25 protein-coding genes and 1 tRNA gene are annotated in these 24,960 nt (G+C 63.8%); 11 read left to right on the plus strand and 15 right to left on the minus strand.

Annotated elements, in window-relative coordinates:
• Positions 1-126: 126 nt before the first annotated feature.
• From EN990_RS20315 to EN990_RS20335, 5 genes are read right to left on the minus strand one after another with little or no spacing between them, the layout of a single operon-like run.
• Positions 127-711 carry a sarcosine oxidase subunit gamma gene (locus tag EN990_RS20315; protein ID WP_127388358.1) on the minus strand — a complete coding sequence of 195 codons (585 nt, stop codon included), beginning with the start codon at positions 709-711 and terminating at the stop codon, positions 127-129.
• Positions 704-3,700, minus strand: a complete 2,997-nt coding sequence (locus EN990_RS20320; protein WP_127388359.1) for a sarcosine oxidase subunit alpha — start codon at positions 3,698-3,700, stop codon at positions 704-706. The genes EN990_RS20315 and EN990_RS20320 overlap by 8 nt, the downstream gene beginning before the upstream one ends.
• Positions 3,697-3,993 (minus strand): sarcosine oxidase subunit delta, encoded by a 297-nt coding sequence (locus EN990_RS20325; protein WP_013529658.1) that lies wholly within the window; start codon positions 3,991-3,993, stop codon positions 3,697-3,699. The genes EN990_RS20320 and EN990_RS20325 overlap by 4 nt, the downstream gene beginning before the upstream one ends.
• A 10-nt stretch (positions 3,994-4,003) precedes the next feature.
• Positions 4,004-4,444, minus strand: coding sequence for a hypothetical protein (locus tag EN990_RS20330; RefSeq protein ID WP_013529657.1), 441 nt, complete (start codon positions 4,442-4,444; stop codon positions 4,004-4,006).
• Positions 4,444-5,697, minus strand: coding sequence for a sarcosine oxidase subunit beta (locus tag EN990_RS20335; protein WP_063168974.1), 1,254 nt, complete (start codon positions 5,695-5,697; stop codon positions 4,444-4,446). Before EN990_RS20335 ends, EN990_RS20330 begins: the two co-directional genes overlap by 1 nt.
• A 269-nt stretch (positions 5,698-5,966) precedes the next feature.
• On the opposite strand from EN990_RS20335, the gene EN990_RS20340 reads away from it, so the two are divergent.
• From EN990_RS20340 to EN990_RS20370, 7 genes are all read left to right on the plus strand, one after another.
• Complete coding sequence (locus EN990_RS20340) at positions 5,967-6,725, plus strand: SDR family oxidoreductase (protein WP_063168975.1); 759 nt, start codon at positions 5,967-5,969, stop codon at positions 6,723-6,725.
• A gap of 111 nt (positions 6,726-6,836) precedes the next feature.
• On the plus strand, positions 6,837-7,223 hold the full coding sequence (locus tag EN990_RS20345; RefSeq protein ID WP_063168976.1) for an SET domain-containing protein-lysine N-methyltransferase: 387 nt from the start codon (positions 6,837-6,839) through the stop codon (positions 7,221-7,223).
• 177 nt (positions 7,224-7,400) lie between these two features.
• Positions 7,401-7,679: a 30S ribosomal protein S21 gene (rpsU, locus tag EN990_RS20350; RefSeq protein WP_013529653.1), complete on the plus strand. Its 279-nt coding sequence runs from the start codon at positions 7,401-7,403 to the stop codon at positions 7,677-7,679.
• A 138-nt stretch (positions 7,680-7,817) separates the two neighbouring features.
• Entirely contained in the window at positions 7,818-8,660 is an 843-nt protein-coding gene (locus tag EN990_RS20355; protein ID WP_013529652.1) for a tetratricopeptide repeat protein, read from the plus strand.
• Positions 8,661-8,869: 209 nt separating this feature from the next.
• Positions 8,870-9,346, plus strand: a complete 477-nt coding sequence (locus tag EN990_RS20360) for a DUF992 domain-containing protein (protein ID WP_024502781.1) — start codon at positions 8,870-8,872, stop codon at positions 9,344-9,346.
• 91 nt (positions 9,347-9,437) lie between these two features.
• Entirely contained in the window at positions 9,438-9,917 is a 480-nt protein-coding gene (locus EN990_RS20365; protein WP_063168977.1) for a DUF992 domain-containing protein, read from the plus strand.
• A gap of 222 nt (positions 9,918-10,139) precedes the next feature.
• On the plus strand, positions 10,140-11,576 hold the full coding sequence (locus EN990_RS20370; protein WP_063168978.1) for an MFS transporter: 1,437 nt from the start codon (positions 10,140-10,142) through the stop codon (positions 11,574-11,576).
• Positions 11,577-11,591: 15 nt separating this feature from the next.
• Here EN990_RS20370 and EN990_RS20375 read toward each other — a convergent pair whose 3' ends face one another.
• The 10 genes from EN990_RS20375 to EN990_RS20425 all read right to left on the minus strand — a co-directional run bounded on the left by EN990_RS20375 (position 11,592) and on the right by EN990_RS20425 (position 21,269).
• The gene (locus EN990_RS20375) at positions 11,592-12,284 is read right to left on the minus strand and encodes a response regulator transcription factor (RefSeq protein ID WP_063168979.1); all 693 of its coding nucleotides are present in this window, start codon (positions 12,282-12,284) and stop codon (positions 11,592-11,594) included.
• Positions 12,281-15,010 (minus strand): sensor histidine kinase KdpD, encoded by a 2,730-nt coding sequence (locus EN990_RS20380; RefSeq protein WP_063168980.1) that lies wholly within the window; start codon positions 15,008-15,010, stop codon positions 12,281-12,283. Before EN990_RS20380 ends, EN990_RS20375 begins: the two co-directional genes overlap by 4 nt.
• Before the next feature lie 54 nt (positions 15,011-15,064).
• Positions 15,065-15,631, minus strand: coding sequence for a potassium-transporting ATPase subunit KdpC (gene kdpC / locus EN990_RS20385; RefSeq protein ID WP_063168981.1), 567 nt, complete (start codon positions 15,629-15,631; stop codon positions 15,065-15,067).
• Positions 15,632-15,705: 74 nt separating this feature from the next.
• Positions 15,706-17,799, minus strand: a complete 2,094-nt coding sequence (gene kdpB, locus EN990_RS20390; RefSeq protein WP_063168982.1) for a potassium-transporting ATPase subunit KdpB — start codon at positions 17,797-17,799, stop codon at positions 15,706-15,708.
• Positions 17,796-17,993 (minus strand): hypothetical protein, encoded by a 198-nt coding sequence (locus EN990_RS20395; RefSeq protein ID WP_245460893.1) that lies wholly within the window; start codon positions 17,991-17,993, stop codon positions 17,796-17,798. The genes kdpB and EN990_RS20395 overlap by 4 nt, the downstream gene beginning before the upstream one ends.
• Positions 17,994-18,018: 25 nt before the next feature.
• On the minus strand, positions 18,019-19,722 hold the full coding sequence (gene kdpA, locus EN990_RS20400) for a potassium-transporting ATPase subunit KdpA (protein WP_127368207.1): 1,704 nt from the start codon (positions 19,720-19,722) through the stop codon (positions 18,019-18,021).
• Positions 19,723-19,742: 20 nt separating this feature from the next.
• Positions 19,743-19,832 carry a K(+)-transporting ATPase subunit F gene (locus EN990_RS20405; protein WP_032808122.1) on the minus strand — a complete coding sequence of 30 codons (90 nt, stop codon included), beginning with the start codon at positions 19,830-19,832 and terminating at the stop codon, positions 19,743-19,745.
• A gap of 447 nt (positions 19,833-20,279) precedes the next feature.
• The gene (locus tag EN990_RS20415) at positions 20,280-20,582 is read right to left on the minus strand and encodes a DUF982 domain-containing protein (protein WP_013529642.1); all 303 of its coding nucleotides are present in this window, start codon (positions 20,580-20,582) and stop codon (positions 20,280-20,282) included.
• Between the two features lie 260 nt (positions 20,583-20,842).
• Complete coding sequence (locus EN990_RS20420) at positions 20,843-21,067, minus strand: alkylphosphonate utilization protein (RefSeq protein ID WP_127368209.1); 225 nt, start codon at positions 21,065-21,067, stop codon at positions 20,843-20,845.
• Positions 21,068-21,179: 112 nt separating this feature from the next.
• Positions 21,180-21,269, minus strand: a tRNA-Ser gene (locus EN990_RS20425).
• A gap of 361 nt (positions 21,270-21,630) precedes the next feature.
• Here EN990_RS20425 and EN990_RS20430 point away from each other — a divergent pair.
• From EN990_RS20430 to EN990_RS20445, 4 genes are all read left to right on the plus strand, one after another.
• A complete protein-coding gene (locus EN990_RS20430) occupies positions 21,631-22,335 on the plus strand; it encodes a hypothetical protein (RefSeq protein WP_245322014.1) in 705 nt (234 codons plus the stop codon).
• Positions 22,336-22,641: 306 nt separating this feature from the next.
• On the plus strand, positions 22,642-22,965 hold the full coding sequence (locus tag EN990_RS20435) for a hypothetical protein (RefSeq protein WP_024502789.1): 324 nt from the start codon (positions 22,642-22,644) through the stop codon (positions 22,963-22,965).
• Between the two features lie 32 nt (positions 22,966-22,997).
• Positions 22,998-23,663: a peptide-methionine (S)-S-oxide reductase MsrA gene (gene msrA / locus EN990_RS20440; RefSeq protein ID WP_013529638.1), complete on the plus strand. Its 666-nt coding sequence runs from the start codon at positions 22,998-23,000 to the stop codon at positions 23,661-23,663.
• A 195-nt stretch (positions 23,664-23,858) separates the two neighbouring features.
• Positions 23,859-24,848, plus strand: coding sequence for a BMP family ABC transporter substrate-binding protein (locus EN990_RS20445; RefSeq protein ID WP_013529637.1), 990 nt, complete (start codon positions 23,859-23,861; stop codon positions 24,846-24,848).
• Positions 24,849-24,960 lie beyond the last annotated feature (112 nt).

Below are 24,960 nucleotides of genomic sequence, written 5' to 3' on the forward strand. Positions count from 1 at the left end.
ATGTTCGAGCGAGCGGACGGCCGATGTCTTTTTGACCGGCGACTTCGGCGCGGAATTCGACGGCATCGGCATTTCTCCCTCGGCGTGCGGATGCAGAACGAGCGTGCCCTGCAAAACGTTCCGAGTTCAGACCGCCGCGTCGCGCGATCCCTCGGACAGGAAAGTAAAGACATAGTCCGAGAAGGAACGCCAGCATTCGACCCGGAAGGCATCGGCGGCTGTGCGCAACAGCACGATCTCGGTCTTGCCCAGAATGGTGCGCGACGCCGCGCCCACCGGGAAGGCGTCGAGCGACAGATCCTGCGGACAGCCCGCATTGATCGTCGCCGCTGCCCCGGCGCCCGTCACTGATATCGCGATGTTGCGATGCGAGACGCCGACCGCCGAATGCAACGCGGCAACCCCGGCGCAATCGGCGAGCGGATCGTTGCCGGTCTCGTCGATGACGAGCCATTCGTCGGGGCCGAGCCACAAGGCGATACGTCCGGCCTTCGAGGCGGATGTCTTCGGCTTTTTCGGCAAGGTCACGCCGAGCGCCTTCGAAAGCGCCGCGACCGACGCCTCCGGCGCACGCAATGAAATCCGCTCGGCCGGCGGCAAGACCTCGACCTTGGCGCCGGCAGCAGTGGTGCTGCGTCCAGCCAGCGCCGGACGGCGTTCCACCGAAGGCGATGCAGCCGGCGTCGTCTTTCTTGCAGCGGCCTTAGCCATTGAGGCGCCCTCCCGTCTCGTCGAAGAACACCATGCTGGTAACCTCCACTTCGATCACCCCGTTCGGCATCGGCACGTAGAGGGTCTCGCCCATCCGGTCGCGGCCGCCGGCGACCAGCGCCAGCGCGATCGAGCGGCCGCAATTTTCCGACCAGTAGCTCGAAGTGACATGGCCGATCATCTTCATCGGGATCGCCTGCTTCGGATCCTCGACGATCTGCGCGCCTTCTTCGAGCACCACCTTGGGATCTTTGGTCTTGAGGCCCACCAGCTGCTTGCGGCCCTTGGCGACAAGGTCCGGCCGAGTCAGGCCGCGGATGCCGACGAAATCGGTCTTCTTCTTGCCGACCGCCCAGTCGAGACCGGCATCGTTCGGCGTCACCGTGCCGTCAGTGTCCTGGCCGACGATGATGTAGCCCTTTTCGGCGCGCAGCACGTGCATCGCCTCGGTGCCGTAGGCCGCCGCGCCATGCTTCTGGCCTTCGGCCCACAGCGCTTCCCAGACCGCCTGGCCGTAGTCGGCAGGCACGTTGACCTCGAAGCCCCGCTCGCCGGTGAACGACATGCGGAACAACCTCGTCGGCACGCCGCAGATCTTGCCTTCGCGCACCGACATATGCGGCAGCGCCTCGTCCGACATGTCGATGCCTTCGACCAGCGACGCGATGATGTCGCGGGATTTTGGTCCCTGCACGGCGATGACAGCCCATTGTTCGGTGATCGAGGTCAGCCAGACATTGAGATGCGGGAACTCGGTCTGGAGATAGTCCTCCATGTGGTTCATGACACGCGGCGCGCCGCCGGTCGTCGTCGTCACATGGAAACGGTCGGGCGCCAGCCTGCCGACGACGCCGTCATCATAGATGAAACCGTCCTCGCGCAGCATGATGCCGTAGCGGCAGCGGCCGGGCTCCAGCTTCTCCCATGGGTTGGTGTAGAGCAACTCCATGAATTTCGCCGCGTCAGGACCGACCACTTCGATCTTGCCCAGCGTCGAGGCGTCGAACAGGCCTGCCGTCTTGCGCACGGCGACGCATTCGCGGTCGACAGCAGCATGCATGTCCTCGCCCGCCTTGGGGAAATACCAGGCGCGCTTCCACTGGCCGACATCCTCGAACACGGCCCCTTGCGCCTCGGCCCAGCGATGGATCGCCGTTTTGCGCGTCGGGTCGAACAGCGGCCCACGCGCATGGCTGACGATCGCGCCGAAGGTCACCGGCGTGTACGGCGCCCGGAACGTGGTCAGGCCGACTTCCGGGATTGGCTTGCCCAGCATCTCGGCGGCAATCGCCAGGCCGTGCATGTTGGAGGTCTTGCCCTGGTCGGTGGCCATGCCGTTGGTGGTGAAGCGCTTGACGTGCTCGATCGAGCGCATGCCTTCATGCACCGCCTGGCGGATATCCTTGGCGGTGACGTCGTTCTGGAAGTCGACGAACGCCTTGACCGTGGTGTCCGGCCCGGCGCCGGGGGCCGCGCCCAGCATGCCACGCGACCAGCTCTCCGAGGCGTCGACCTTCGGCTTGGTACCCTTGGCGGTTTTGGCGCCGGCATCCTTGGCCGCCTTGGCGCCCGCCGCATAGGCCTCGTCGATTGTTGCAGAAAGTCCATCGGTGCCGTTGCAGGCACCGACCGAGACGCAGTCCTGCGCATAGGTGCCCGGCACGAAGCGCTTGGTCTCGTCGTTGAAGGCGACCTTGCCGCGCGACTGCGAGAACAGATGCACCGACGGCGTCCAGCCGGCCGACATCAGGATCGCGTCGACTGGAATGGTGCGTTCGCCGCCGCCATTCTTCGGCTGCACCGTCATCGAGGAAACGCGCAGCTTGCCGCCGGCGCGGATCACCGCGCGGCCGAAATTGACCTCGATGCCGAGCGCCCTCGCCTCGTCGATCACCGGTCCGGTCGGATTGTCGCGCAGATCGACGATCGCCGCCACGTTGACGCCGGCCTTCTTCAGGTCGATCGCCGCCGCATAGGCAGAGTCATTGGCGGTGTAGACGCCGACATTCCTGCCGACCGCGACGCCATAGTGGTTGAGATAGGTGCGCGCCGCGCCCGCCAGCATGATGCCCGGCCGGTCGTTGTCGGCAAACACCATGTGGCGCTCGATGGCGCCCGAGGCCAGCACCACGCGCTTGGCCCTGACCTGCCACAGCCGCTCGCGCGCCAGATCGTGGCCGGGAGCCTTCAGATGATCGCTGACACGCTCGACCAGGCCGACGAAATTCTGCGCGTAATAACCGAACGCCGTCGTGCGCGGGAGCACGCGGACATTGTCCATCGCAGTGAGTTTCGCCACCGCAGCTTGCGCCCAGGCAAAACCGTCCTGGCCGTCGATTTTCGCGCCGCTCTCGAAACGCAGGCTGCCGCCGAACTCGGCCTGCTCGTCGGCGAGGATGACGCGCACGCCGGTCTCCGCCGCTGCCAATGCCGCAGCGATGCCCGCCGCACCGCCGCCCAGCACCAGCACGTCGCAATGCGCGTAGCGTGACGAATAATGGTCGGGATCGGGCTGGTCCGGGGAAACGCCAAGCCCGGCCGCGGCGCGGATCTTTGGCTCGTACAGGCTCTTCCATGCCGCCTTCGGCCACATGAAGGTCTTGTAGTAGAAGCCGGCCGAAAACATCGGCGACGCGATGTCGTTGACCGCACCGACGTCGAAGGACAGCGACGGCCAGCGGTTCTGCGACTGCGCCTCGAGCCCGTCATAAAGCTCCTGCACAGTCGCGCGCACGTTCGGCGTCTTGCGTGCCGCGTCGCGCCTGATTTCGACCAGCGCGTTCGGCTCCTCGGCGCCCGCCGACAGGATGCCGCGCGGACGGTGGTACTTGAACGAACGGCCGACCAGATGGACGCCATTGGCGAGCAGCGCCGAGGCCAGCGTGTCGCCCTCGATGCCGGCATAGGACTGGCCATCGAAGCTGAAACGCGCGGTCTTGGCTTGGCTGAAGCGGCCGGCGCCGGAAATGCGGTACGACGCGCCGCTCATTTGCCAACTCCTGGCAGCTTGGAGGGTTTGGGTTCGCCGGCCTTGTAGGTCATGACGAACCTGTCGGTGACGGTGTCGCGCACGGCGTTGAAGAAACGCGCGCAGCCATGCATGTGCCGCCACCGCTCATAGATGATGCCCTTGGGGTTGGAGCGGATGAAGAAGAACTTTTCGAAATCGTCGTCGCTCTCGCCGGCCATATTGGCCGAGCGCGCGATATGCGCCTCGCCGGCGTTGCGGAACTCGAGTTCCGGACGCTCTTCCTCGCAATAGGGGCAGCGGATGAGAAGCATTTGTTCGTTCCTACAATTCGCCGTGGCCGACGCGGGCGCCCGCCGGTTGATCGCAAAGCTTCTGTCCCAGGGTCGCGAACGGCGCGACGAGCCGGATGCGTTCCTCCACGCTTGCAGCGGGACGAAACAGATCGCGCGACGCCATGTTGCCGAGAGTGAGTTGCATCGGATCGGTGGTGACGATGACTTGACGCGGCTGGAATGTCTCGTCTTCGTCAAGCCCTTCGGGACGTCCCTCGAAGAACATCACCACCCGCTGGCCGCCGCTCCAGACGCAGGCCAGCGTGCCGTCGTCGACCGAAAACGGCCAGACGGTCTCGTTGCCGGTGCGGCTGATCGGTTGCGTGCGCACTTCGTCAGCCGACGGAAAATGGAACATGCCCCGTTCCCCCGCCAGCACGTGTTCCCCCGCCAGAATCAGCGGCATCGCGACAGCCATCCCAGCCATCATCAGTGCGCCACCGCCGCCGCCGCCGCCTCGTCGATGAGCCGGCCGGTGCGGAAGCGCTCGATGGTGAAGGGCGCATTGATCGGATGCGGATCGTCTTTGGCGATGGTGTGGGCAAAGACATGGCCCGAGCCCGGCGTCGCCTTGAAGCCGCCCGTGCCCCAGCCACAATTGACATAAAGCCCGGGCACCGGCGTCTTGGCCAGGATCGGCGAGCGGTCGGGCGTGACGTCGACGATGCCGCCCCACGAGCGCAGCATCTTCATGCGCGTGAAGATCGGGAACATCTCGCAGATGGCGTCCAGCGTGTGCTGCAATATGTGCAGGCCGCCGGTCTGCGAATAGGAGACATACTGGTCGGTGCCGGCGCCGATCACCAGCTCGCCCTTGTCGGACTGCGAGATATAGGCGTGCACCGTGTTCGACATGACCACGCAGGGCACCACCGGCTTGACCGGTTCCGACACCAGCGCCTGCAATGGATAACTCTCCAGCGGCATGCGCACGCCGGCCATGTTCATGATCACTGAGGAATGGCCGGCGGCAACGACGCCGACCTTCTTGGCACCGATGAAGCCGCGCGTCGTGTCGACGCCCAAAACCGCGCCATTGGCCGCCCGCTTGACCCCGGTGACCTCGCAATTCTGAATGATATGGACGCCGCGCGCCGAGGCGCCGCGCGCATAGCCCCAGGCAACCGCATCGTGGCGCGCCGTGCCGCCGCGCCGCTGCAGCGCCGCACCGACCACCGGATAGCGCGCATCCCTGGAGGTGTTGAGCGGCGGGCAGAATTCCTTCGCCTGCTCCGGCGTCAGCCACTCATTGTCGATACCGTTCAGCCGGTTGGCGTGCACGTGGCGCTTCAGCACCTGCACGTCGTGCACATTGTGCGCGAGCATCATGACGCCGCGCGCCGAATACATGACGTTGTAGTTGAGCTCCTGGCTCAGCCCATCCCACAGCTTCAGTGCATGGTCGTAGATGCCGGCGCTCTCGTCATAGAGATAGTTGGAGCGGATGATGGTGGTGTTGCGGCCTGTGTTGCCGCCGCCGAGCCAGCCCCTTTCCAGCACCGCGACATTGGTGATGCCGTGAACCGTGGCGAGGTAATAGGCGGTGGCCAGGCCATGGCCGCCGGCGCCGACGATGATGACGTCGTATTCTTTCCTGGGCTCAGGCGAGGACCACTGTTCTTCCCAGCCCTTGTGGCCGCGCATGGCTTCACGGGCGATGGCGAATACCGAATATTTCTTCAACGTCCCAACCTCGCCCCAAAAAGGCTTCGCGAATGGCGGCCGGCGTTCAGTCGGTCCCGGCGCGCGAGGTGTATCACTAGCGAAACAGCGCTTCCACCCTTGCGCTGTTTGCGACGGCGCTTGCCGTTTTGCGCCGTGGTGAAAAAGACGCATCCGGCGCGTCGGCGCTTTCCAGCATCTTGGCGGGTATCGGGTGGCTCGCCTGGCCTCGATCTGCGACCAAGCATCCCAACTGCCGGTCAAGCCGGCGCGAAGAAAAGGATGCAAAAATGTTCGCACTCGCAAACAAGATCGCCATCGTCACCGGCGCCAGTTCCGGCATCGGCCGCGCCACGGCAAAACTCTTCGCGGAGGAAGGCGCCAAGGTCATCGTCGCCGCCCGCCGCCAGGCCGAGCTCGACGCGCTTGTCGCCGAAATCGCGGATGCCGATGGCATCGCCATCGCGCTTGCCGGCGATGTCCGCGACGAAGCCTACGCAAAGGCCCTTGTCGATCTGGCGGTCGAAAAATTCGGCGGGCTCGACATCGCCTTCAACAATGCCGGCGCTGTCGGCCTGATGGGACCGATAGCCGAACTGCCGCTGGAAGGCTGGCGCGAGACGCTCGACACCAATCTCACCAGCGCGTTTCTCGGCGCCAAATACCAGGTGCCGGCAATGGTCGAGCGTGGCGGTGGTTCGCTGATCTTCACCTCCACCTTCGTCGGCCACACAGTCGGCATGCCAGGCATGACCAGTTATGCCGCGAGCAAGGCCGGCCTGATCGGACTGACACAGGTGCTTGCCGCCGAATACGGCCCGAAAGGCGTGCGGGTCAACGCGCTGCTGCCCGGCGGCACAGACACGCCGGCGGCAACCTTCAAGACCCCGGAATCACGGGCCTTCGTCGAAGGCCTGCATGCTTTGAAGCGTGTCGCTATGCCGGAGGAGATCGCTCGCTCGGCGCTCTATCTCGCCTCCGATGCCTCGAGCTTTACCACCGGAGCCGCTCTGTTTGCCGATGGCGGCGTGTCGATCAACCGGACGTGAAGACTTTTCGCGTCCGGAATGCATGTTCATAGCCGCCAGGCAGACGGCCGGTCTTGATTTTTCGCCGCGATTTGGCGATGCCGTTTCTGTCCAAAAGCGGGGTCTGGAACTATGTTGTTGATCAGAACCTATGTGACTGCGAGTGCGATCGAAGGCGTCGGCGTGTTCGCTGCGGAGCCGATCAGGAAAGGGGCTTCGATCTGGCGGCTCGATCCGGATTTCGACCGACTGGTCCCCATGGACAAATACGAAGCGGCCCCCCCGCATCTCAGGGAACTGCTCGACCGCTATGCCTATCCCAGCCCCGACCGGCCAGGTTTCATGGTCTATGAAGTCGACAATGGCCGCTTCATGAACCATTCCAGCAATCCGAATACGGATTTTTCGCAATATGGCGGGGCCACCGCGACCCGCGACATCGCCGTGGGCGAGGAGATCACCTGCGACTACGGCGAGTTCTTCGAGGATTTCGAGCGGCTGCACCTCGCGACGGCCTAGTCGGCTCCTTATCTCAAGGCAAACAGACTGCGGCTGGCACCGCAAATTCATTTCCGCTGTGGACAGCGCGGCATGATTCTGCTATCAGCCGCCACAATTCGTGGTGTAAACCACCGCGGAGGCTAGCGGCTATGATCGCTTGCCTGTTGATATCAAACCCGAAAGACAGGATTGCCCGTGCAGGTACTCGTCCGCGACAATAACGTTGATCAGGCGCTTCGCGCTCTCAAGAAGAAGATGCAGCGCGAGGGCATTTTCCGCGAAATGAAGATGCGCGGTCACTACGAGAAGCCGTCCGAGAAGCGCGCCCGCGAAAAGGCTGAAGCCGTTCGCCGCGCCCGCAAGCTGGCCCGCAAGCGCGCCCAGCGCGAAGGCCTGCTGCCGATGACGCCGCGCCCTGTTGCTGCCGGCGCCGCTGGTGGTGCAGCTGGCGCTCCGCGTCCGCCGCGGTTCTAACGCCAATTTTTCGTCCTTTTCGAAGGATATCAGAGGTGGCGCGATGTGGAATCGCCGCCACCTTTTTGTTTTGATGTGACCGGTCCGGAGGGGGAGCCGGATCTGAACGACGCGGCTTGAAGTGAGGACAGGGCAGACATGAACGCAACGAGCGTGGAGCGCGGGACCGCATTGCGTGGTTTCGCCCTGACAGCGGCCCTGCTCTCCGGACTGGCGCTTGCCGGCTGCCAAACGGCGGGCCCGACCGGTGAATTCAACAACATCGACAAGGCGCAAGGCTCGAGCGAGAACATTTCCTCGCTGTCGGCGGTCATCCAGCGCAATCCCCAGGATCCCGAAGGCTACAATGTGCGCGGCTCGGCCTATGGCCGTGGCGGCCAATACCAGGCGGCGCTCAAGGATTTCAATCAAGCCATCCAGCTCAATCCGAATTTCTTCCAGGCCTATTCGAATCGTGCGCTCATCCAGCGCTTCCTCGGCAACCAGGAAGCCGCGCTCGCGGACTACAACCGTTCGATCCAGATCAACTCGAACTATGACGCCGCCTATATCGGCCGCGGCAATCTCTACCGCAAGGCGGGTCGCACCCAGGACGCCTTCAACGACTTTCAGAAGGCGATCCAGCTCGATACGACCGACGCGCGCGCCTACCACAATCGAGGCCTGATCTATCAGAGCCAGGGCCAGCACAAATTCGCCATCGAGGATTTCTCGACCGCCATCTCGCTGGCGCCGGACGCCGCCGAGCCCTACAACGGCCGCGGCCTCTCCTATCTGGCGACCAATGACGAGGACAACGCCTTCTCCGATTTCAACATGGCGATCAAGCTCGACGGCAAGAACGCCGAGGCCTGGGCCAACCAGGCGCTGATCTACGAGCGGCGCGGTGACAAGGCGAAAGCCGCGAAATCCTATAAGGAAGCCGTTCGCCTCGACCCGACCTACCAGCCGGCCAAGGATGGCCTCGCCCGCGTCAGCTGATCTCGGTTTCGGCAAACGCTTCCCATACAAATCCGCGTGACATCCAAATGCCGCGGGATCCTTGGCGTGTCCGAAAAGACGCACTTCGCAACCGCGCATTAACCCCGGCAGGAGGCTTTCGGCCCCTGCCTTGATCGCGCCAAGTTTTCAGCGGAACGGTCTGGCCTCCCAAGCCGTTATCGAAAAGCAATTTGCGAAAGGACCCTCCCATGATCAAGAAACTCGCCTGCGCCGCTGCCCTCGCCACGACGATGTTCGCGGTGGCTCCAGCCAGCGCCGGCAAGCTGCAACTCGGCACGCTCGATTGCACCATCGACGGCGGCACCGCTTATATCGTCGCTTCCAACAAGGGCGTGTCCTGTGTCTTCCGGCCTCATCATCACGGGCCGTCCGAGGTTTACACAGGCGTCATCTCCAAGATCGGCCTCGATGTCGGCCAGACGCATCAGGGCCAGCTCGTTTGGGCCGTGCTGGCTGCGACCCGGGACCGTGACGGAGGCGATCTCGCCGGCAGCTATTACGGCGTCAACGCCGAGGCGAGCGTGGTGACCGGCGGCGGCGCCAATCTGCTGGTTGGCGGCTTGGACAGCGCCTTCATGCTGGAGCCGCTCAGCGTCCAGGCGCAGACCGGCGTCAACCTTGCCGTGGCCGTGACCTCGCTCCAGCTGATCCATTCATTCAAGTGATCGCATGGAGCCGTGCGCTCCATGACCCCTCACCCCGCGGCGCGGAACCAGATAGGATGGTTCCGCGCCGTTGATTTTTGAGGGGACCATCATGCTGAAGACAGCCATCGCTGCCATATTCGCTACCGTGTTTGTCGGAGCAGCGCAGGCGCAGGACCGAGGCATAGAGCTCGGTACGCTTGACTGTGCCATTGGCGGCGGCACCGGCTTCATCTTCGGCTCGAGCAAGGATCTGAGCTGCACCTTCAACCCCGCCGACAAGAGCTTCGCGTCGGAAGCCTATTTCGGCGCCGTCAACAAATACGGCCTCGACATCGGCACGACGAAGCAGACGGTCATGCAGTGGATCGTGCTGACGCCGCTGAAGAACATCTACGCGCCGGGTGCGCTGGCCGGCGACTACATCGGCGCCAGCGCCGAGGTGACGGCCGCCGTCGGCGCCGGCGCCAATCTGCTGGTCGGCGGCTCCTCGCAAGCCTTCACCTTGCAGCCGCTCAGCTTGCAGACGCAGACCGGCATGAACCTCGCGATCGGCGTCAGCCAGTTCCAGCTGCGCAGCACCGAGAACTGATCGCGCAACGAACCCGCCAATCGGAAAGGCTGCCGCGCGAACGGTCCTCAAAAAACCGCTTGAGCTCAACCCCGGTTGAGGTTTTACAAGCCTGCCCCGAACGAAACAACGCCTCGATGCGGCGCCCGATCCGGCGCTGTCGAACCGCATGGTCCTGCCGGAAAGCCGCACTGGCTTCTGGCGTCCTGCGCTGGCGTCGAGATATGCAAGACAGGGGTGGAAATGACCGAGATCAGCACAAACAAGGTCGACTGGCGCGGATTATGGGCAAGCGGCGACCTGGCGCGCTTCTGCTTCATCAGCCTCGGCATCCTGTTGCACGCCACCAACGAGACGATGGTGGCAACGGTGATGCCGGCCATGGTCGGCGAACTGGCGGGCGTGCAGCTCGTCGGCTGGTCGCTGGCGATCTACGAACTCGGTGCCATCGTTGCCGGCGCGGCCGCCGGACGGCTGGTGAGTTATGTCCCCTTGCGCACCAACATGGTGGTCGCAGCCCTGCTCTACGCAGCAGGCGCCCTGATCTGCGCCACCTCGCCTTCCATGCAACTGTTCCTCGCCGGCCGCCTGATCGAAGGACTTGGCGGCGGTGCGCTGGTGTCGCTGGCCTTCGTCTCGGTCGAACGACTGTTCTCGCGCGCCATCTGGCCGCAGCTTTTCGGCATCATGTCGGCGATCTGGGGCGTCGCCGCCTTCAGCGGACCATTGCTCGGCGCGATCATGACCGAGCTTTTGTCATGGCGCTGGGCCTTCGGCATCTTCACCCTCGGCGGCGCAGCCATGGCGCTGGCAAGTTTCATCGTGCTCGACACGCCGGAGGCGACGAGGCCGAAGGCGAGCGCAGGCGGGGCGCCGCCCTTCCCGTTCGCGGCCCTTGCCTGCCTTGCCGTTGCCGTGGTGCTGATCGCCTCGGCCGGCGTCGACATCGCCTTGCTGCGCTCTTCGCTGCTGATGGCCTTCGGCCTCATCGGCCTGCTGCTGTTCTTCACCATCGACGCGCTGAAGCCGCTTTCGCGGCTGTTCCCGGCGCGGCTGTTCTCATGGCGCACGCCGGTCGGCGCCGGCATGACCATGGTTGCCGCTTTTTCGGTGGCCACCTGTTCCTTCGGCGTCTACGGGCCGCTGCTGCTGACCAGCCTTCACGACATTCCGCTGCTGACCACCGGCTACATCATCGCCGCCGAATCGATCGCCTGGTCGATCCTGTCGATCCTGGTCGCCAACGCGCCGCCGCGGCGCGAGCGGCTGATCATCATCGGCGGCGCGGTGATGATCGCGGCCGGCATCGCCGGCTTTGCCTACACGATACCCCTGGGCTCCATCCCGCTCATCCTGATCTGTGCCCTGTTGCAAGGCGGCGGCTTCGGCATCGCCTGGCCGTTCCTGACACGCGTCATCGTCGCCTCCGCCCCGAAGAGCGAGCAGACCATCGCCTCGGCGGCGGTGCCGACCATGCAGCGCATCGGCTACGCCGTGGGTGCAGCCCTTGCCGGCATCGTCGCCAATGCCAGCGGCTTTTCGCAAGGTTTGAACCACGACGCGGCGGCGAATGTCGCGTCCTGGCTGTTTCTTGCCTTCGTCCCGCTCGGCATTGTCGGCTGTCTCGCGGCCTTGCGGGTTTCCAAGCCGCTTGGCCAGCAGCTGGAAGCTACTGGCTAGAAGCGCCCAACCCGCTCATTCGACCTCGCGCAGGCGGTAGCCGACGCCGGTCTCGGTGGTGATGTAGCGTGGCTGGTCGGGGCTCTTCTCGATCTTCTGCCTGAGCTGGCGCACATAGACCCTGAGATACTGCACGTCGGACGAGTCGCCCCAGACCTGCTTCAACAGGAAATGGTGGGTCAGCACCTTGCCGGCGTGCTGCACCAGCATGCGCAGGATGTCGTATTCCTTCGGCGACAGCTTTACCTCCTTGCCCTCGACCTTGACGATGCGCTTGACCAGATCGACGCTGAGATCGCCGGTCTGGAAAATCGGCTTCTCTCCCTGCTGCTGGAACTTGTGGCGGAGCGCCACGCGGATGCGTGCGACCAGTTCGTTCATGCCGAAGGGTTTGGTGACATAGTCGTCGGCGCCGAGCTCCAGGGCCTGGACGATACCGGCCTCGTCGGTCCGGCTGGACAGGATGACCACCGGAATGTCGAGGCCGTCGTCGCGCCATTTGCGCAGCAACTCATGGCCGCTAATGCCGGGCAGGCCAAGGTCGAGCAGGACGAGGTCCGGCTTCTCCGCCTCCATCAGCTCGATGGCCGCCCTGGCATTCGGCGCCTCGCTGATCGCGTAGCCCTGGCTGCCGAGGCCGACGCGCAGCAGCTTGCGGATCGGCGGCTCGTCATCGACGACCAGTATCCTGACGTTCGAGTTTGTCATGCCAGGTCACCCACATCGTCGGTATTCGAAGCGTCGAAGTTGGGCGGATTTGCCGGCTTGGGCATTTTGATGGTGAAGACCGCGCCCGAACCGTCGGTCCGGTTTGCCGCCGTGATCGTGCCACCCATCGCCTCTATGAAGCCGCGGCAGATCGACAGGCCGAGCCCGGTGCCGGCGCGGATCTGGTCGCGCTTGCGCACCCGGTAGAAGGTGTCGAAAATCCGTTCCAGATCGCCGGGAGGAATGCCCGGCCCTTCATCCATGATCTGCAGCAGGACGGAGCCATTGTCGGTCCAGCCCTGGACGCGGATCGTCGAGCCGGCCGGGGCATATTTCGCCGCATTGTCGAGAAGATTGAACAACGCTTGCTCGAACAGCACCGGGTCGACCTTCAACATCGGCAAATCCCTGGGGATGTCCGTCTCGATCTTGTGCTCGCCGATGATTTTCCTGGCCCTTTGCAGGGCGGAGCCGACGATGTCGCCGACATAGTGAAAGGCGTAGTTCGGCTCCATCGCGCCGGACTCGATCTTGGTCATGTCGAGCAGATTGGCGATGAAGCGGTTCAACCGCTCGGATTCGTCGAGCACCGTCGACAGCAGTTCGGCCCGATCCGGTTCGGGAAGTGCTGCTGAAAAATCCCGCAGCGTGCCGGCGGCGCCCATGATGGCGGCGAGCGGCGTCTTCAGATCATGGGAAATGGAGGTGAGCAGCGCCGAGCGCAGCCTGTCCGCCTCGGCGGCGAGCTTGGCCCGGTCGACGTCGGCGACCAGTTGGATACGCTCGATGGCGACTGCCGCCTGGTCGGCCAGTGCGTCGAGAAGCCGCTGCTGCTCGGGCGTCAGCAACGGTCCCTGCTTGTCGTTGTCGAGGCCGACGACGCCGATGGCCGTGCGCCCGGTCCGCAAGGGCAGATAGAGGCGCTTGGCACCCGGAAGCGTGTCGGCGCCGCGACCTGCGGCACGATTGTGCTCCCAGGCCCAGCGGGCGGCGGCGATGTCGGCTTCGGCCAGCGTGTCATCAGGCGGATAGCCGGCCTTGACGGTGATCGTCCCGTCTTCCGGCAAAAGCAGCACCACGCGCAGCTTCAGCATCGAGGCGATCTGGAAGGCGGTGGCCCAGAGGACGTCGTCCAGCGTCCCGGCGCCGGCGAGCTTCTTCGAAAAGAGGTAGATATCCTCCGTCGCCCGCGCCCGCGAGCGGGCGGCGACCGCCTGGCGCTGCACGCGCGCCGTCAGATTGCTGGCAATGACCGCAACGACGAGAAAGACGCCAAGCGCGACGATGCTCTCCGGATCCCTGATCGTCAGCGTATAGCGCGGCTCCAGGAAGAAATAATTGAAAGCAAGGGCGCTGACGAAACAAGCATACAGAGCCGGCCACAGGCCGCCGGTCACCGCCGATGCCAGCACCCCGATGAGCAGAATGATCGCCAGATTGCGAACGTCGAGAAACTGATCGAGAAGGACGGCGAAGGCGAGCGAGCCGATGACAAAGGCCGTCGCCTTGAGATAGGGCCAGATTTCGAACTGCCACTGCTCGTCGGCCGCCTTGACGCTCCGCGACGCCGCCTCGGTGCCGCGTTCGCTTCCCGAAATGACATGGACGCTGATATCGCCGGCATTGCGGATGAGATCGTAGGTGAGCGAGCCTTCGATCAATTCGCGCCAGCGCGACCGGGTCGGCCTGCCGACGACGATATGGGTAAAATTGTTCGCCGTCGCATAACGCACGATGTCCTGCGCCACATTCTGACCCGGAATGGTCGTCACCTCGGCGCCAAGCTGCTGGGCAAGGCGCAGGTTCGTCGCCAGCCGGTCCTTGTCATTCTCGGGCATGCTGGCCGAGCGCGTGCTGTCGACGTGCAGCGCCGTCCACGGCGCACGCAGCCGGTCGGCCAGCCTGCGCGCATAGCGCACGCGGGCCGCTCCTCCAGGTCGCGCGTCGAGGCAGACGAGGACCCTTTCGCCTGCCGCCCACGGTCCTGGAATGGCGTGCGCCTGCATATGGATGAGCAACTGGTCGTCGACACGCTGCGCGGTGCGGCGCAGCGCCAGTTCCCTGAGCGCCGTCAGATTGCCCGGCGAGAAATAGTTCTCGATCGCGCGCTGCGCGGTGTTGGGGAAATAGACCTTGCCTTCCTCGAGCCGCTTGATCAGGTCGTCGGGGGTGAGATCGATGATCTCGACATCGTCGGCCTGGTCGATGATGGAATCGGGAACCGTCTCGCGAACCCTGACCTTGGTGATCTGGGCGACGACGTCGTTCAGGCTTTCGACATGCTGGATGTTAAGCGTCGTATAGACGTCGATGCCGTGCGTCAGGATCTCCTGGACGTCGAGGTAGCGCTTGGGGTGGCGGCTGCCGGGCGCGTTGGTGTGGGCGAGCTCGTCGACAAGAACCAGCGCCGGGCGCCGGGCGAGGATGGCGTCGATATCCATCTCGTCGAGGATACGCCCCTTGTAGTCGACCTTGCGGCGGGGAATGACCTCATAGCCCTCGACCAGGGCCGTTGTTTCCTTGCGGCCATGCGTCTCGACGACGCCGATCACCACATCCACGCCGTCGGCCAGCCTGGCGCGGCCCGACATCAGCATCTCATAGGTTTTGCCGACGCCCGGTGCCGCGCCGAGGAAAATTCTCAGGCGGCCGCGACCCTCCCGCTCGGCATGGTCAAGCAGTGCGTCGGGCGAGGGTCTGGTGTCGCTGCTTCTGTCGTCAGGCATCGGGATCGATCATGGATGGCGCCGGGGGTACTGTCGATCCCCGGCCGCCGCCATTCACTCTTTCGCTACGTCCAGCGCAAGGTTGAGGCCAAGCACATTGACCACAGGCTCGCCCATGAAGCCGAGTTCCCTGCCCTCGACTTGGGCATCGACAAGCGCCTTGACCCTGGCTTCCTCGATGCCCCTGGCCTTGGCCACCCGAGCGACCTGGAAGTAGGCGGCTTCCGGGCTGATGTCGGGATCGAGGCCACTGCCGGACGTCGTCACCAGATCCATCGGAACAGGCTGGTTCGGGTTTTCCGCTTTCAACTTCTCGGCGTCGCCCTTGATGCGGTCGATCAGCTTGGGACTGGTCGGGCCGAGATTGCTGCCGCTCGAGGAGGCTGCATTGTAGCCGTCGCCGGCAGCCGAAGGGCGGCCGTGGAAATACTTGTCGCTGGCAAACCCCTGGCCGATCGATTCGGAGCCGATGATCTTGCCGTCCCTCTCGACCAGGCTGCCATTGGCCTGCCGCGGAAACAGCGCCTGGGCGATGCCGGTCATGCCCAGGGGATAGATCAGGCCGGTCAGGACCGTGAAGAAGACGATCATGATGATCGCGGGTCTTATCTGGGTGAGCATGGAGATGTTCCTCAAAGCAATTCCAGGAAAAGTGTGAAGCGGTTTTCCCTAGGGAATTGCGTTAAAACAAAGAGTTAAGCGAGGCCAAGCGTGGTGACGATCATGTCGATCGCCTTGATGCCGACGAAAGGCACGATGAGGCCGCCGAGGCCGTAGACGAGAAGATTGCGGCTGAGCAGCGCGCCGGCGCCGATGGCCCGATATTTGACGCCCTTCAGCGACAGCGGGATCAGCGCGATGATGATCAGCGCGTTGAAGATGATGGCCGACAGGATGGCACTCTGCGGCGTCGCCAGATGCATGACGTTGAGTGCCTGCAGCGGACCGGTCGTCTGTCCCGGTGCGACGTAGAAGACGGCGAACATCGCCGGGATGATGGCGAAATATTTGGCGACGTCGTTGGCGATCGAGAAGGTCGTCAGCGAACCCCGCGTCATCAAGAGCGCCTTGCCGATCTCGACGATCTCGATGAGCTTGGTCGGATCGCTGTCGAGATCGATCATGTTGCCGGCCTCGCGGGCGGCGACCGTGCCGGTGTTCATGGCGACACCGACATCGGCTTGCGCGAGGGCCGGCGCATCGTTGGTGCCGTCGCCGCACATGGCAACCAGCTTGCCCTTGGCCTGTTCGTCGCGGATCAGCTTCAGCTTGTCCTCCGGTGTGGCCTGGGCGAGGAAGTCGTCGACGCCGGCTTCCGCGGCGATCGCCGCCGCCGTCATCGGGTTGTCGCCGGTGATCATCACCGTGCGGATGCCCATGCGGCGCAGTTCGGTGAAGCGCTCCCTGATGCCGCCCTTGACGATGTCCTTGAGGTGGATGACGCCGAGCAGGCGGCCGTCGCGTTCGACCGCCAGCGGCGTGCCGCCGGACTTGGCGATCTCGTCGGCGATGGCCTGGAGATCCCTGACGGTATCGCTGCCGGGCCGCGTGGCATGGGCTGCGACCGTCGATTGGTTGACATGGGCAAGCACGGAATCCACGGCGCCCTTGCGCACCGACGAACCATCGATGTCGACGCCGCTCATACGGGTCTGTGCTGTGAAGGGCACGAAGGTGGCGTGCAGCGTTGCCATGTCGCGGGCGCGGATGGCGTATTTCTCCTTGGCCAGCACGACGATGGAACGGCCTTCCGGCGTTTCGTCGGCGAGCGAGGCAAGCTGGGCCGCGTCGGCCAGTTCCTGTTCGGTGACGCCCTTGACCGGGCGGAACTGCGTCGCCTGGCGGTTGCCGAGCGTGATCGTGCCGGTCTTGTCGAGCAGCAGCGTGTCGACGTCGCCTGCGGCTTCCACGGCGCGACCCGACATGGCCAGCACGTTGAATCGCACCAGGCGGTCCATCCCGGCGATGCCGATGGCCGAAAGCAGCGCCCCGATCGTGGTCGGGATCAAGGTGACGAACAGCGCCACCAGAACGGTCACCGAAATGTAGCCGCCCGAATAGGAAGCAAAACTCGGGATCGTCGCGGTGGCCAGCACGAAGATCAGCGTCATGCCGACGAGCAGGATGTTGAGCGCGATCTCGTTCGGCGTCTTCTGGCGCTCCGCACCTTCGACCAGCGAGATCATGCGGTCGAGGAAGGTGTGGCCGGAAGCCGCCGTGATGCGCACGCGAACCCAGTCGGACAGCACCTGCGTGCCGCCGGTGACCGCCGAACGATCGCCGCCGGATTCGCGGATCACCGGCGCGGATTCGCCCGTGATCGCGGCCTCGTTGACCGAAGCGACGCCTTCGATCACTTCGCCGTCGGACGGGATGATGTCGCCGGCCTCGACCAGCACGGCATCGCCGACCTTGAGGCTGGTGCCGGGCACAAGTTTGTATTTGGTGCGGTCTTCACCGGTTAAAAGCTTGGCCTTGGTCTCGGTGCGTGCCTTGCGCAGCGAATCCGCCTGCGCCTTGCCGCGGCCTTCTGCGACCGCTTCGGCGAAGTTGGCGAACAGCACGGTGAACCAAAGCCAGATGATGATCTGCAGCGTGAAGCCGAGATTGCCGCCGCCGGAGACCAGGTCCTTGACGAACAGCACGGTGGTGAGCGCCGAGACGACGGCAACGACGAACATCACCGGGTTCCTGGCCAGCGTGCGCGGGTCGAGCTTGCGGAAGGCGCCGCCGATGGCGGGAAGCAGGATGCTGGCATCCATGATGCTGGCTGATTTCGAGTTGCTCATTTTGAAGCTCCGGCTTCGGTGTTGTTGGACGGCACCGGATGATCGGATGCCGAAAAGAGATGGGGCGGCCCGTAGGCCAGCAGCCAGAGGACGAGCATGACTGCCGCAAGGCCGAGAAACGTCGACAGGGTCGGGGAAGGAGGAGGTCCCTCCTCCTTTCCGTGATCGTCCCTGTGGGCGACCTTGCGGCGCATGGCATTGAACCACGACATGGCGGTCTCAGAAGGTCTGCCCGTGAGCCATCGCCAGGTGCTCGATGATCGGCCCGACGGCGAGCGCGGGGAAGAAGGTGAGGCCACCGACGATCAGGATGACGCCGATCAGCAGCCCGACGAACAGCGGGCCGTCGGTCGGGAAGGTGCCGGCGGAGGCCGGAACCGTTTTCTTCGCCACCAGCGAGCCGGCAATGGCCAGCGCCGAGATGATGACCAGGAAGCGGCCCATCAGCATGCCGATGCCGATGGTGATGTTGTACCAGGGCGTGTTGCCGCTGAGGCCGCCAAAGGCCGAACCGTTGTTGGCCGCCGCCGACGTGTAGGCATAGAGGACCTCGGAGAAGCCGTGCGGGCCGGCATTGCCCATCGACGCCACGCCGGTCGGCAGCACGACGGCGATGGCCGTGAAGATCAGCATCGCCAGCGGCAGGCACAATATGGCCAGCATCGCCATCTTGACCTCCTTGGCCTCGATCTTCTTGCCGAGATATTCGGGCGTGCGACCGACCATCAGGCCGGCGACGAAGACGGCGACGACGATGTACATCAGGATGCCGTAGAGGCCCGCGCCGACACCGCCGACGATGACTTCGCCAAGCTGCATGTTGATGATCGGGATCATGCCGCCGAGCGCCGTGAACGAGCCGTGCATGGCGTTGACAGCGCCGCAGGAAGCGGCCGTGGTGATGACGGCAAACAGCGCCGACAAGGCGATGCCGAAACGTGTCTCCTTGCCCTCCATGTTGCCGCCGTCGATGCCCAGCGCATGCACCAGCGGGTTGCCGGCGGCTTCCGCCCAGTAGCAGATGGCGACACCGGCGATGAACATGACGCCCATGGCCGAGAGGATCGCCCAGCCCTGGCGCTGGTTGCCGATCATGCGGCCGAAGACATTGGTCAAGGCGGCGCCGATGGCGAAGATCGACACCATCTGGATCAGGTTGGAGATCGCGTCGGGGTTCTCGAACGGGTGCGCGGCATTGGCGTTGAAGAAGCCGCCGCCATTGGTGCCGAGCATCTTGATGGCCACCTGCGAAGCGACCGGGCCGACGGCGATGGTCTGCTGCGCGCCTTCGAGCGTCGTGGCGTTGACATAGGCGCCCAGCGTCTGCGGCATGCCGAGCCAGACATAGGCCAGCGTCAGCACGACGCAGAACGGCAGCAGCAAATAGAGTGTGGAGCGGGTCATATCGACCCAGAAATTGCCGATCGACTTGCCCGAAGCCCGGGCAAAGCCGCGGATCAGCGCGATGGCTATGGCAATGCCCGTGGCCGCCGAAACGAAGTTCTGCACCGTCAGCCCAGCCATCTGCACGAGATAGGACATCGTGCTCTCGCCACCATAGTTCTGCCAGTTGGTGTTGGTCATGAAGCTGGCGGCGGTGTTGAAGGCGAGCCCTGGTTCAACCGCTGTCATGCCGGCCGGGTTGTAGGGCAGGCTGCCCTGCAGGCGCTGCAGGGCGTAGAGCACCAGGAAGCCGGCAAGGTTGAAGAGCAGCAGGGCGACCGCATAGGTGGTCCAGTGCTGTTCCTCGCGTTCGCTGGTTCCGCAAACACGGTACAGCCCGCGCTCGAGCGGGCCAAAGACGGGCGAGAGCAGCGTCCGGTCGCCGTTGAAGACGCGGTGCATGTAGCCGCCGAGCGGCTTCACCAGCAATATGACGATCCCGCAATAGACCAGGATCTGTATCCAACCGTTCAGTGTCATGGCTGTGGCTTTCCGTGCCTTCAGAAGCGTTCTGGACGAACGAGGGCGTATGTCAGGTAGGCGAGCAGGAACAGCGTAACGCCGCCACCAAGAATATAGTCGACGATCATTTTTTCAGCCTCGCTCTAGAGCGCGTCACAAGCTTTGATGTAGGCGAAACAAAGGGCGAAGAACAAAATTCCGATCCCGATAACGGCTATATCCATTGTGTTTATTCCTGTTGTTCTTTTGTACTTTGCGAATTTGACAGGGGATTTCGCAATATATCGGAAGTGGCCCGTCGCATCTTTGACGACGGAACCGGCTGTGTGAGGGGAATATGGACCCGATCGCCATAAAGGTTCGAGACGGGGCGCAGTGGAAAGAAATAGGAATTTCATAAAGATTTTTGCGCGGGCTCTTCCCAACACTCCACGCAGGGGATTGTCGCGCAAGGCAGGTGGCCAGCCACAGGATTGCGATTTGCTTGCGAGCTGCCGGAAACGGGAAAGCCCGGCTGGGGCCAGCCGGGCCTTCTATGGTGGTGTGGCTTTAGCCGCCACGGAGGGTATCGATCTTCAGGCGGCGTAGCCGCCATAGCCACGCGCAACGGCGTGCACGCCCGCCACCGGCTCGAGGTCCGGCCACAGGATACAAGAAGCTTGCGCAAACTGGACGAGCGCGTGGCGGGCCTGCTCGATGGTCACATAGCCTGGGATGGCGAGTTCACATGCTTCCACCGCGTTGCGGTAGAGCGGGCCGCGGCGGGAGGTCGTCCAATTGGTGAGGAAGTCGTGCATTTCGGCCAGCGACGCAATCTCGCGTTTGAAGCCAAGGCCGACCGAGAGTGCGACCGGGGAATGAAACAGCTTGTCGTGCATGAAGCGGGCTCCTGGTTTTTTTGCGCGCTTGGAGAGATATCCGGCGGGTCCGCGAACGAGACGCGGTGAAACGCGCAACAAGGCAGGAGGTTCCAAGCTTGGGTCTTGGCGGTTTTTTGATTGTGCCTGGTCGGCGAAATTATCAATTTCGCAGCGCAACGATCGTGTGCCGGACGCTCAACGGCTCCGCAGTCCACTTGGCGACGGCAGGCTCTCCAAAATCCCGAAGGAGCCATCGAGATCGCTTGCCGCCCTGAGGCTCACGCCTTCTTCACGAACTCGGTCTTGAGCACCAGGCCTTTCACTTGCTTGGTGCTGCATTCGATCTCGCCGGGATTGCCGTTCAGGCGGATAGCCTTCACCAACGTGCCGCGCTTGATCGTTTCCGAAGTGCCTTTGACTTTGAGGTCCTTGATCAGCGTGACGGAATCGCCGTCATTCAATTGAGCGCCATTGCTGTCGCGCACGATTACATCGTTCGGCATGCCATCTCCTGTGATTGGCAGGTTTTTAGGGCAGAGCGCGGCGGGATGTTTACCGCCCTGCTTCGCGCAAAGGCTCGGGCTTGTCCTGCGAAGCTCGTAGAGCGAAGCAGGATGGCGGAGAGAGCGGGATTCGAACCCGCGTTACGGTCTCCCGTAAACACACTTTCCAGGCGTGCGCCTTCAACCACTCGGCCACCTCTCCGTCCATGCATGTCGCGTCGGCCGGTTTTGCCGCGCGGGTTGGGGAGATGCACCTCCCTTGGGGAAAGACGGAACTTTCGCCATCGGCGTCGCCAACCAGCAAACGCCTTCCCCTGCACCTGAGCCGTCGAAGCAACAGGCGCGGGGCTCATCTAGTCGATCCGACGGCGAATGCCAAGCCATAACGGCAGTCTATTCGCTTTGCCGGCCACACAGTGTTTCACGAGGCCGCCGGCATGCCCGTTTTTGCGGGCGCCGCCGCTGCAATGGTGTGCACAGGCAGGACCGCAGGGACGGCCGCCCTTGACTTCCCCCGGAGTTGCCTGTCGGGTGCCGAGGCTTTGCGAGGGCATTGTGCGGACATGACATCGAGCAATGGACAGACGCCAGTCAGGCGGCCGGACAGCGGGCTGTCCTTCGTGCCGGTGGGCTGGCTTGTCTTCGTCATGGCGTGGTCGGTCTACGGCCTGATCTCCGTCTGGCCCGCGGTCGGCGCCACCGGCCTGCCAGACAGCGTGCTTTACCTTATCTATGGCGGGCTCGTCGTCGACATCGTCACCATCCTGTGGGGGCTTTACCTGCTCGGCCTCGCCTTCGGCCGCTCGGCCCGCTTCCCGCGCCAGTTCACGATCTGGCAGATTGCCATAATCGTCGGGCTGCTGGTCATCCATGCCTATGCCCCTACGGTGCCGGGATTCGTCTTCTCGGGCCAGGCGCTTGTCATCACCGGCGCCGAAATCGCCATCGGCGCGCTCTGCATCTATCTGCTGCGCCATGGATCCGAAGCCGATGCCGTTTATGTCAATCCGAAAACCGAGAGCCCATCGGCCTTCGTCTCGGTCATCGCCGCGCTGCTCGGCATCGTCCTGGGCGCGGTCATCGGCGCCGTGGGCGGATTCGCCATCGGCTCGCTGATCGCCGATGCCACCGAGATGAGCTGTTTCGAGGGCGCCTGCGGCTATTTCGCCGTGTTCACCGGCCTGGCCGGTCTGGTGATCGGCGCCATCGGCGGCGGCGTTTTTGCTGTCTGGCGTGTCCACCGGCACAAAAGGAAGCCGGCCGCATAATTCGCGCGGGCAACAAATCCGGGTTCACACGGTCTTTGGAGACTTCGCCGGCAAGTCGGTTTGCGAGCACCAAACGCAAAAACCCGCCTGTGCGGCGGGTCATCGGCGCAAGTCAACGCCATACCGAAATTATTAGCATAGCTGCCCTCACATGTCAATGAAAAGCGACCCGACCGACTGTCGTCCGGCCCTCCGTTGACCTGAGTTTGGAGTCTGCAAATTCGCGTATGGCGATTGCGATCCAGCCATGCGCATTCTATCTCTGAAAAGCCCCTCGGGAGAGGACCAGCCCGGAGGAGGGTTCTGATGTTTCGCTTCGTCTTTCGTCTTGCCGCAATGATCGCGCTGTCGATTTCCGTCATCATGGCGGTGCTCGACGCGACACGCACAGTGGCGGCCTCCGTGCTGGTGCTGACCCCGCTCAACAGCAGTTGGCTGGCGGTCTCGCCCGACACGCGGGCCGCCTTCGAGACCTTCATCCGAACCAAGACCAGCCCGCTGCTGTGGGATGGCGCCATCGCCTGGGTGCTGAACCAGCCGGGCTTCGCCGTGTTCGCGGTGCTGGCTTTCCTGCTCTATGCGATAGGCTACAGGCGGCAACGTCGCGCCGGACAGTTCGTCGCAAACTGATCCGCTTTCCGCGAAGAGAGGGAAACCCGCGCATGTTCTTTCTCAGCGATATGCTGAACAAGAAGCTCAATCTGCCGAAGCCCTCCGAGGCCCTGCCGGGCCGCGCCAGGGCGATCCCGACCGCATCCAGGCACAAGGTCTTGAAAAGACCGCTCAAGGGTCCTTATCCCGAGGGGCTGGAGACGGCCATGTTCGGGCTCGGCTGCTTCTGGGCTGCGGAGCGGCTGTTCTGGCAGATCGAAGGCGTCTGGGTCACCGCGGCCGGCTATGCCGGCGGCTTCACGCCCAATCCGACCTATCAGGAGACCTGCACCGGGCTAACCGGTCATGCCGAAGCGGTGCTGGTGGTCCATGACCCCGGGATCGTCTCCTATGCTGGGCTTCTGAAGCTGTTCTGGGAAAGCCACGATCCCACGCAGGGCATGCGCCAGGGCAATGATGTCGGCACCGCCTATCGTTCAGCGATCTACACGAGCGACGAGGCGCAACTGTTGGCGGCGAGCGCCTCGCGCGATGCGTATGAGACCTCGCTGCGCGGTGCCGGCCACGGCAGGATCACCACCGAGATCGCCCCGGCGGCCGAATTCTACTTCGCCGAAGCCGATCACCAGCAATATCTGGCGAAGAACCCTTACGGCACGTGCAACCTCAAAGGCACCGGTGTCGCTTGCGCCATCCCTGCCGCCGCCTCCGCCTGACACAAGCTGCGGTGCGGCTTGCCCGCACCAAGCTTTTCCAAAAGGTCAAAATTCCGCGTGAATTTTGTTTCGGGCCATGCCAGATTGCCGCCGAGCGGGAGGGAATACACTCCTGGCTGACGTCGCATGCCTGCCGGAGAACCGGGCCGGCATGCGGTGCGTAACGGAAAAAATAACCGACAGGGTGTGGATCACATGAAACGTATCGTTCTCGGCCTCCTGGCCGCAACCGCAATGGTTCTTCCGGCTTTCGCCGCGGATGTCCAGCCGGCCATCCTCTATGATCTCGGCGGCAAATTCGATAAATCCTTCAACGAGGCTGCCTATCACGGCGCCGAGAAATTCAAGACGGAAACCGGCACGGCCTACGTCGAATTCGAGGTCTCCAATGCCTCGCAGCGTGAGCAGGCGCTGCGCCGCTTCGCCGAGGACGGCCACAACCCGATCGTCATGGCCGGCTTCGCCTGGGAGGATGCACTGAAGAAGGTCGCGGCCGAATATCCCGATCTCAACTTCGCCATCATCGACGACGCCGTCGACATGCCCAATGTCCGCTCGCTGGTATTCAAGGAAAACGAAGGCTCCTATCTCGTCGGCATCATGGCGGCGATGGCCTCGAAGTCGAAGAAGGTCTCCTTCGTCGGCGGCATGGACATCCCGCTGATCCGCAAGTTCGAATGCGGCTATGTCGGCGGTGCCAAATCGGCCGGCGCGACCGATGTCATCCAGAACATGACGGGTGACACGCCGGCTGCCTGGAACGATCCGGCCAAGGGCGGCGAGATCGCCAAGACGCAGATCGACCAGGGCTCCGACGTGGTCTATGCCGCGGCAGGCGGCACCGGCGTCGGCGTGCTGCAGGCGGCGGCAGATGCCGGCAAGCTCGGCATCGGCGTCGATTCCAACCAGAACGGCCTGCAGCCCGGCAAGGTACTGACCTCGATGCTGAAGCGCGTAGACGTCGCCGTCTACACCGCCTTCATGGACGGCAAGAACGGCACCTTCAAGGGCGGCGTCGAGAATCTCGGCCTCAAGGAAGGCGGCGTCGACTACGCCATGGACGAAAACAACAAGGCGCTGGTGACGGACGAGATGAAGGCGGCCGTCGAAAAAGCCAAGGCCGACATCATTGCCGGCAAGGTCGAAGTACACGACTATACGACTGACAACGCCTGCCCCTATTGAGCGGCACGAACACACAGCCATGATCTGCAAACCGCCGGGCGCCAGCCCGGCGGTTTTGCCTTTACCGGATCGAGCGAAACCTTCGCTCCGTGCCGGACACCGTTTCGAGATA

Origin of the sequence: Mesorhizobium sp. M7A.F.Ca.US.005.03.1.1 (assembly GCF_003997975.1) — a bacterium.
Classification (GTDB): domain Bacteria; phylum Pseudomonadota; class Alphaproteobacteria; order Rhizobiales; family Rhizobiaceae; genus Mesorhizobium; species Mesorhizobium ciceri.

Excerpts from the sequence above, each read along its gene's own strand:
- EN990_RS20340 (WP_063168975.1), top strand. The coding sequence starts at position 5,967 with ATGTTCGCACTCGCAAACAAGATCGCCATCGTCACCGGCGCCAGTTCC.
- kdpA (WP_127368207.1), bottom strand. The coding sequence starts at position 19,722 with ATGACACTGAACGGTTGGATACAGATCCTGGTCTATTGCGGGATCGTC.
- EN990_RS20375 (WP_063168979.1), bottom strand. The coding sequence starts at position 12,284 with ATGACAAACTCGAACGTCAGGATACTGGTCGTCGATGACGAGCCGCCG.
- EN990_RS20415 (WP_013529642.1), bottom strand. The coding sequence starts at position 20,582 with ATGCACGACAAGCTGTTTCATTCCCCGGTCGCACTCTCGGTCGGCCTT.
- kdpC (WP_063168981.1), bottom strand. The coding sequence starts at position 15,631 with ATGCTCACCCAGATAAGACCCGCGATCATCATGATCGTCTTCTTCACG.
- EN990_RS20435 (WP_024502789.1), top strand. The coding sequence starts at position 22,642 with ATGTTTCGCTTCGTCTTTCGTCTTGCCGCAATGATCGCGCTGTCGATT.
- EN990_RS20330 (WP_013529657.1), bottom strand. The coding sequence starts at position 4,444 with ATGATGGCTGGGATGGCTGTCGCGATGCCGCTGATTCTGGCGGGGGAA.
- EN990_RS20370 (WP_063168978.1), top strand. The coding sequence starts at position 10,140 with ATGACCGAGATCAGCACAAACAAGGTCGACTGGCGCGGATTATGGGCA.
- EN990_RS20315 (WP_127388358.1), bottom strand. The coding sequence starts at position 711 with ATGGCTAAGGCCGCTGCAAGAAAGACGACGCCGGCTGCATCGCCTTCG.
- EN990_RS20360 (WP_024502781.1), top strand. The coding sequence starts at position 8,870 with ATGATCAAGAAACTCGCCTGCGCCGCTGCCCTCGCCACGACGATGTTC.
- kdpB (WP_063168982.1), bottom strand. The coding sequence starts at position 17,799 with ATGAGCAACTCGAAATCAGCCAGCATCATGGATGCCAGCATCCTGCTT.
- EN990_RS20365 (WP_063168977.1), top strand. The coding sequence starts at position 9,438 with ATGCTGAAGACAGCCATCGCTGCCATATTCGCTACCGTGTTTGTCGGA.
- EN990_RS20430 (WP_245322014.1), top strand. The coding sequence starts at position 21,631 with ATGACATCGAGCAATGGACAGACGCCAGTCAGGCGGCCGGACAGCGGG.
- EN990_RS20445 (WP_013529637.1), top strand. The coding sequence starts at position 23,859 with ATGAAACGTATCGTTCTCGGCCTCCTGGCCGCAACCGCAATGGTTCTT.
- msrA (WP_013529638.1), top strand. The coding sequence starts at position 22,998 with ATGTTCTTTCTCAGCGATATGCTGAACAAGAAGCTCAATCTGCCGAAG.
- EN990_RS20320 (WP_127388359.1), bottom strand. The coding sequence starts at position 3,700 with ATGAGCGGCGCGTCGTACCGCATTTCCGGCGCCGGCCGCTTCAGCCAA.
- EN990_RS20380 (WP_063168980.1), bottom strand. The coding sequence starts at position 15,010 with ATGCCTGACGACAGAAGCAGCGACACCAGACCCTCGCCCGACGCACTG.
- EN990_RS20325 (WP_013529658.1), bottom strand. The coding sequence starts at position 3,993 with ATGCTTCTCATCCGCTGCCCCTATTGCGAGGAAGAGCGTCCGGAACTC.
- EN990_RS20420 (WP_127368209.1), bottom strand. The coding sequence starts at position 21,067 with ATGCCGAACGATGTAATCGTGCGCGACAGCAATGGCGCTCAATTGAAT.
- EN990_RS20405 (WP_032808122.1), bottom strand. The coding sequence starts at position 19,832 with ATGATCGTCGACTATATTCTTGGTGGCGGCGTTACGCTGTTCCTGCTC.
- EN990_RS20395 (WP_245460893.1), bottom strand. The coding sequence starts at position 17,993 with ATGCGCCGCAAGGTCGCCCACAGGGACGATCACGGAAAGGAGGAGGGA.
- EN990_RS20355 (WP_013529652.1), top strand. The coding sequence starts at position 7,818 with ATGAACGCAACGAGCGTGGAGCGCGGGACCGCATTGCGTGGTTTCGCC.
- EN990_RS20345 (WP_063168976.1), top strand. The coding sequence starts at position 6,837 with ATGTTGTTGATCAGAACCTATGTGACTGCGAGTGCGATCGAAGGCGTC.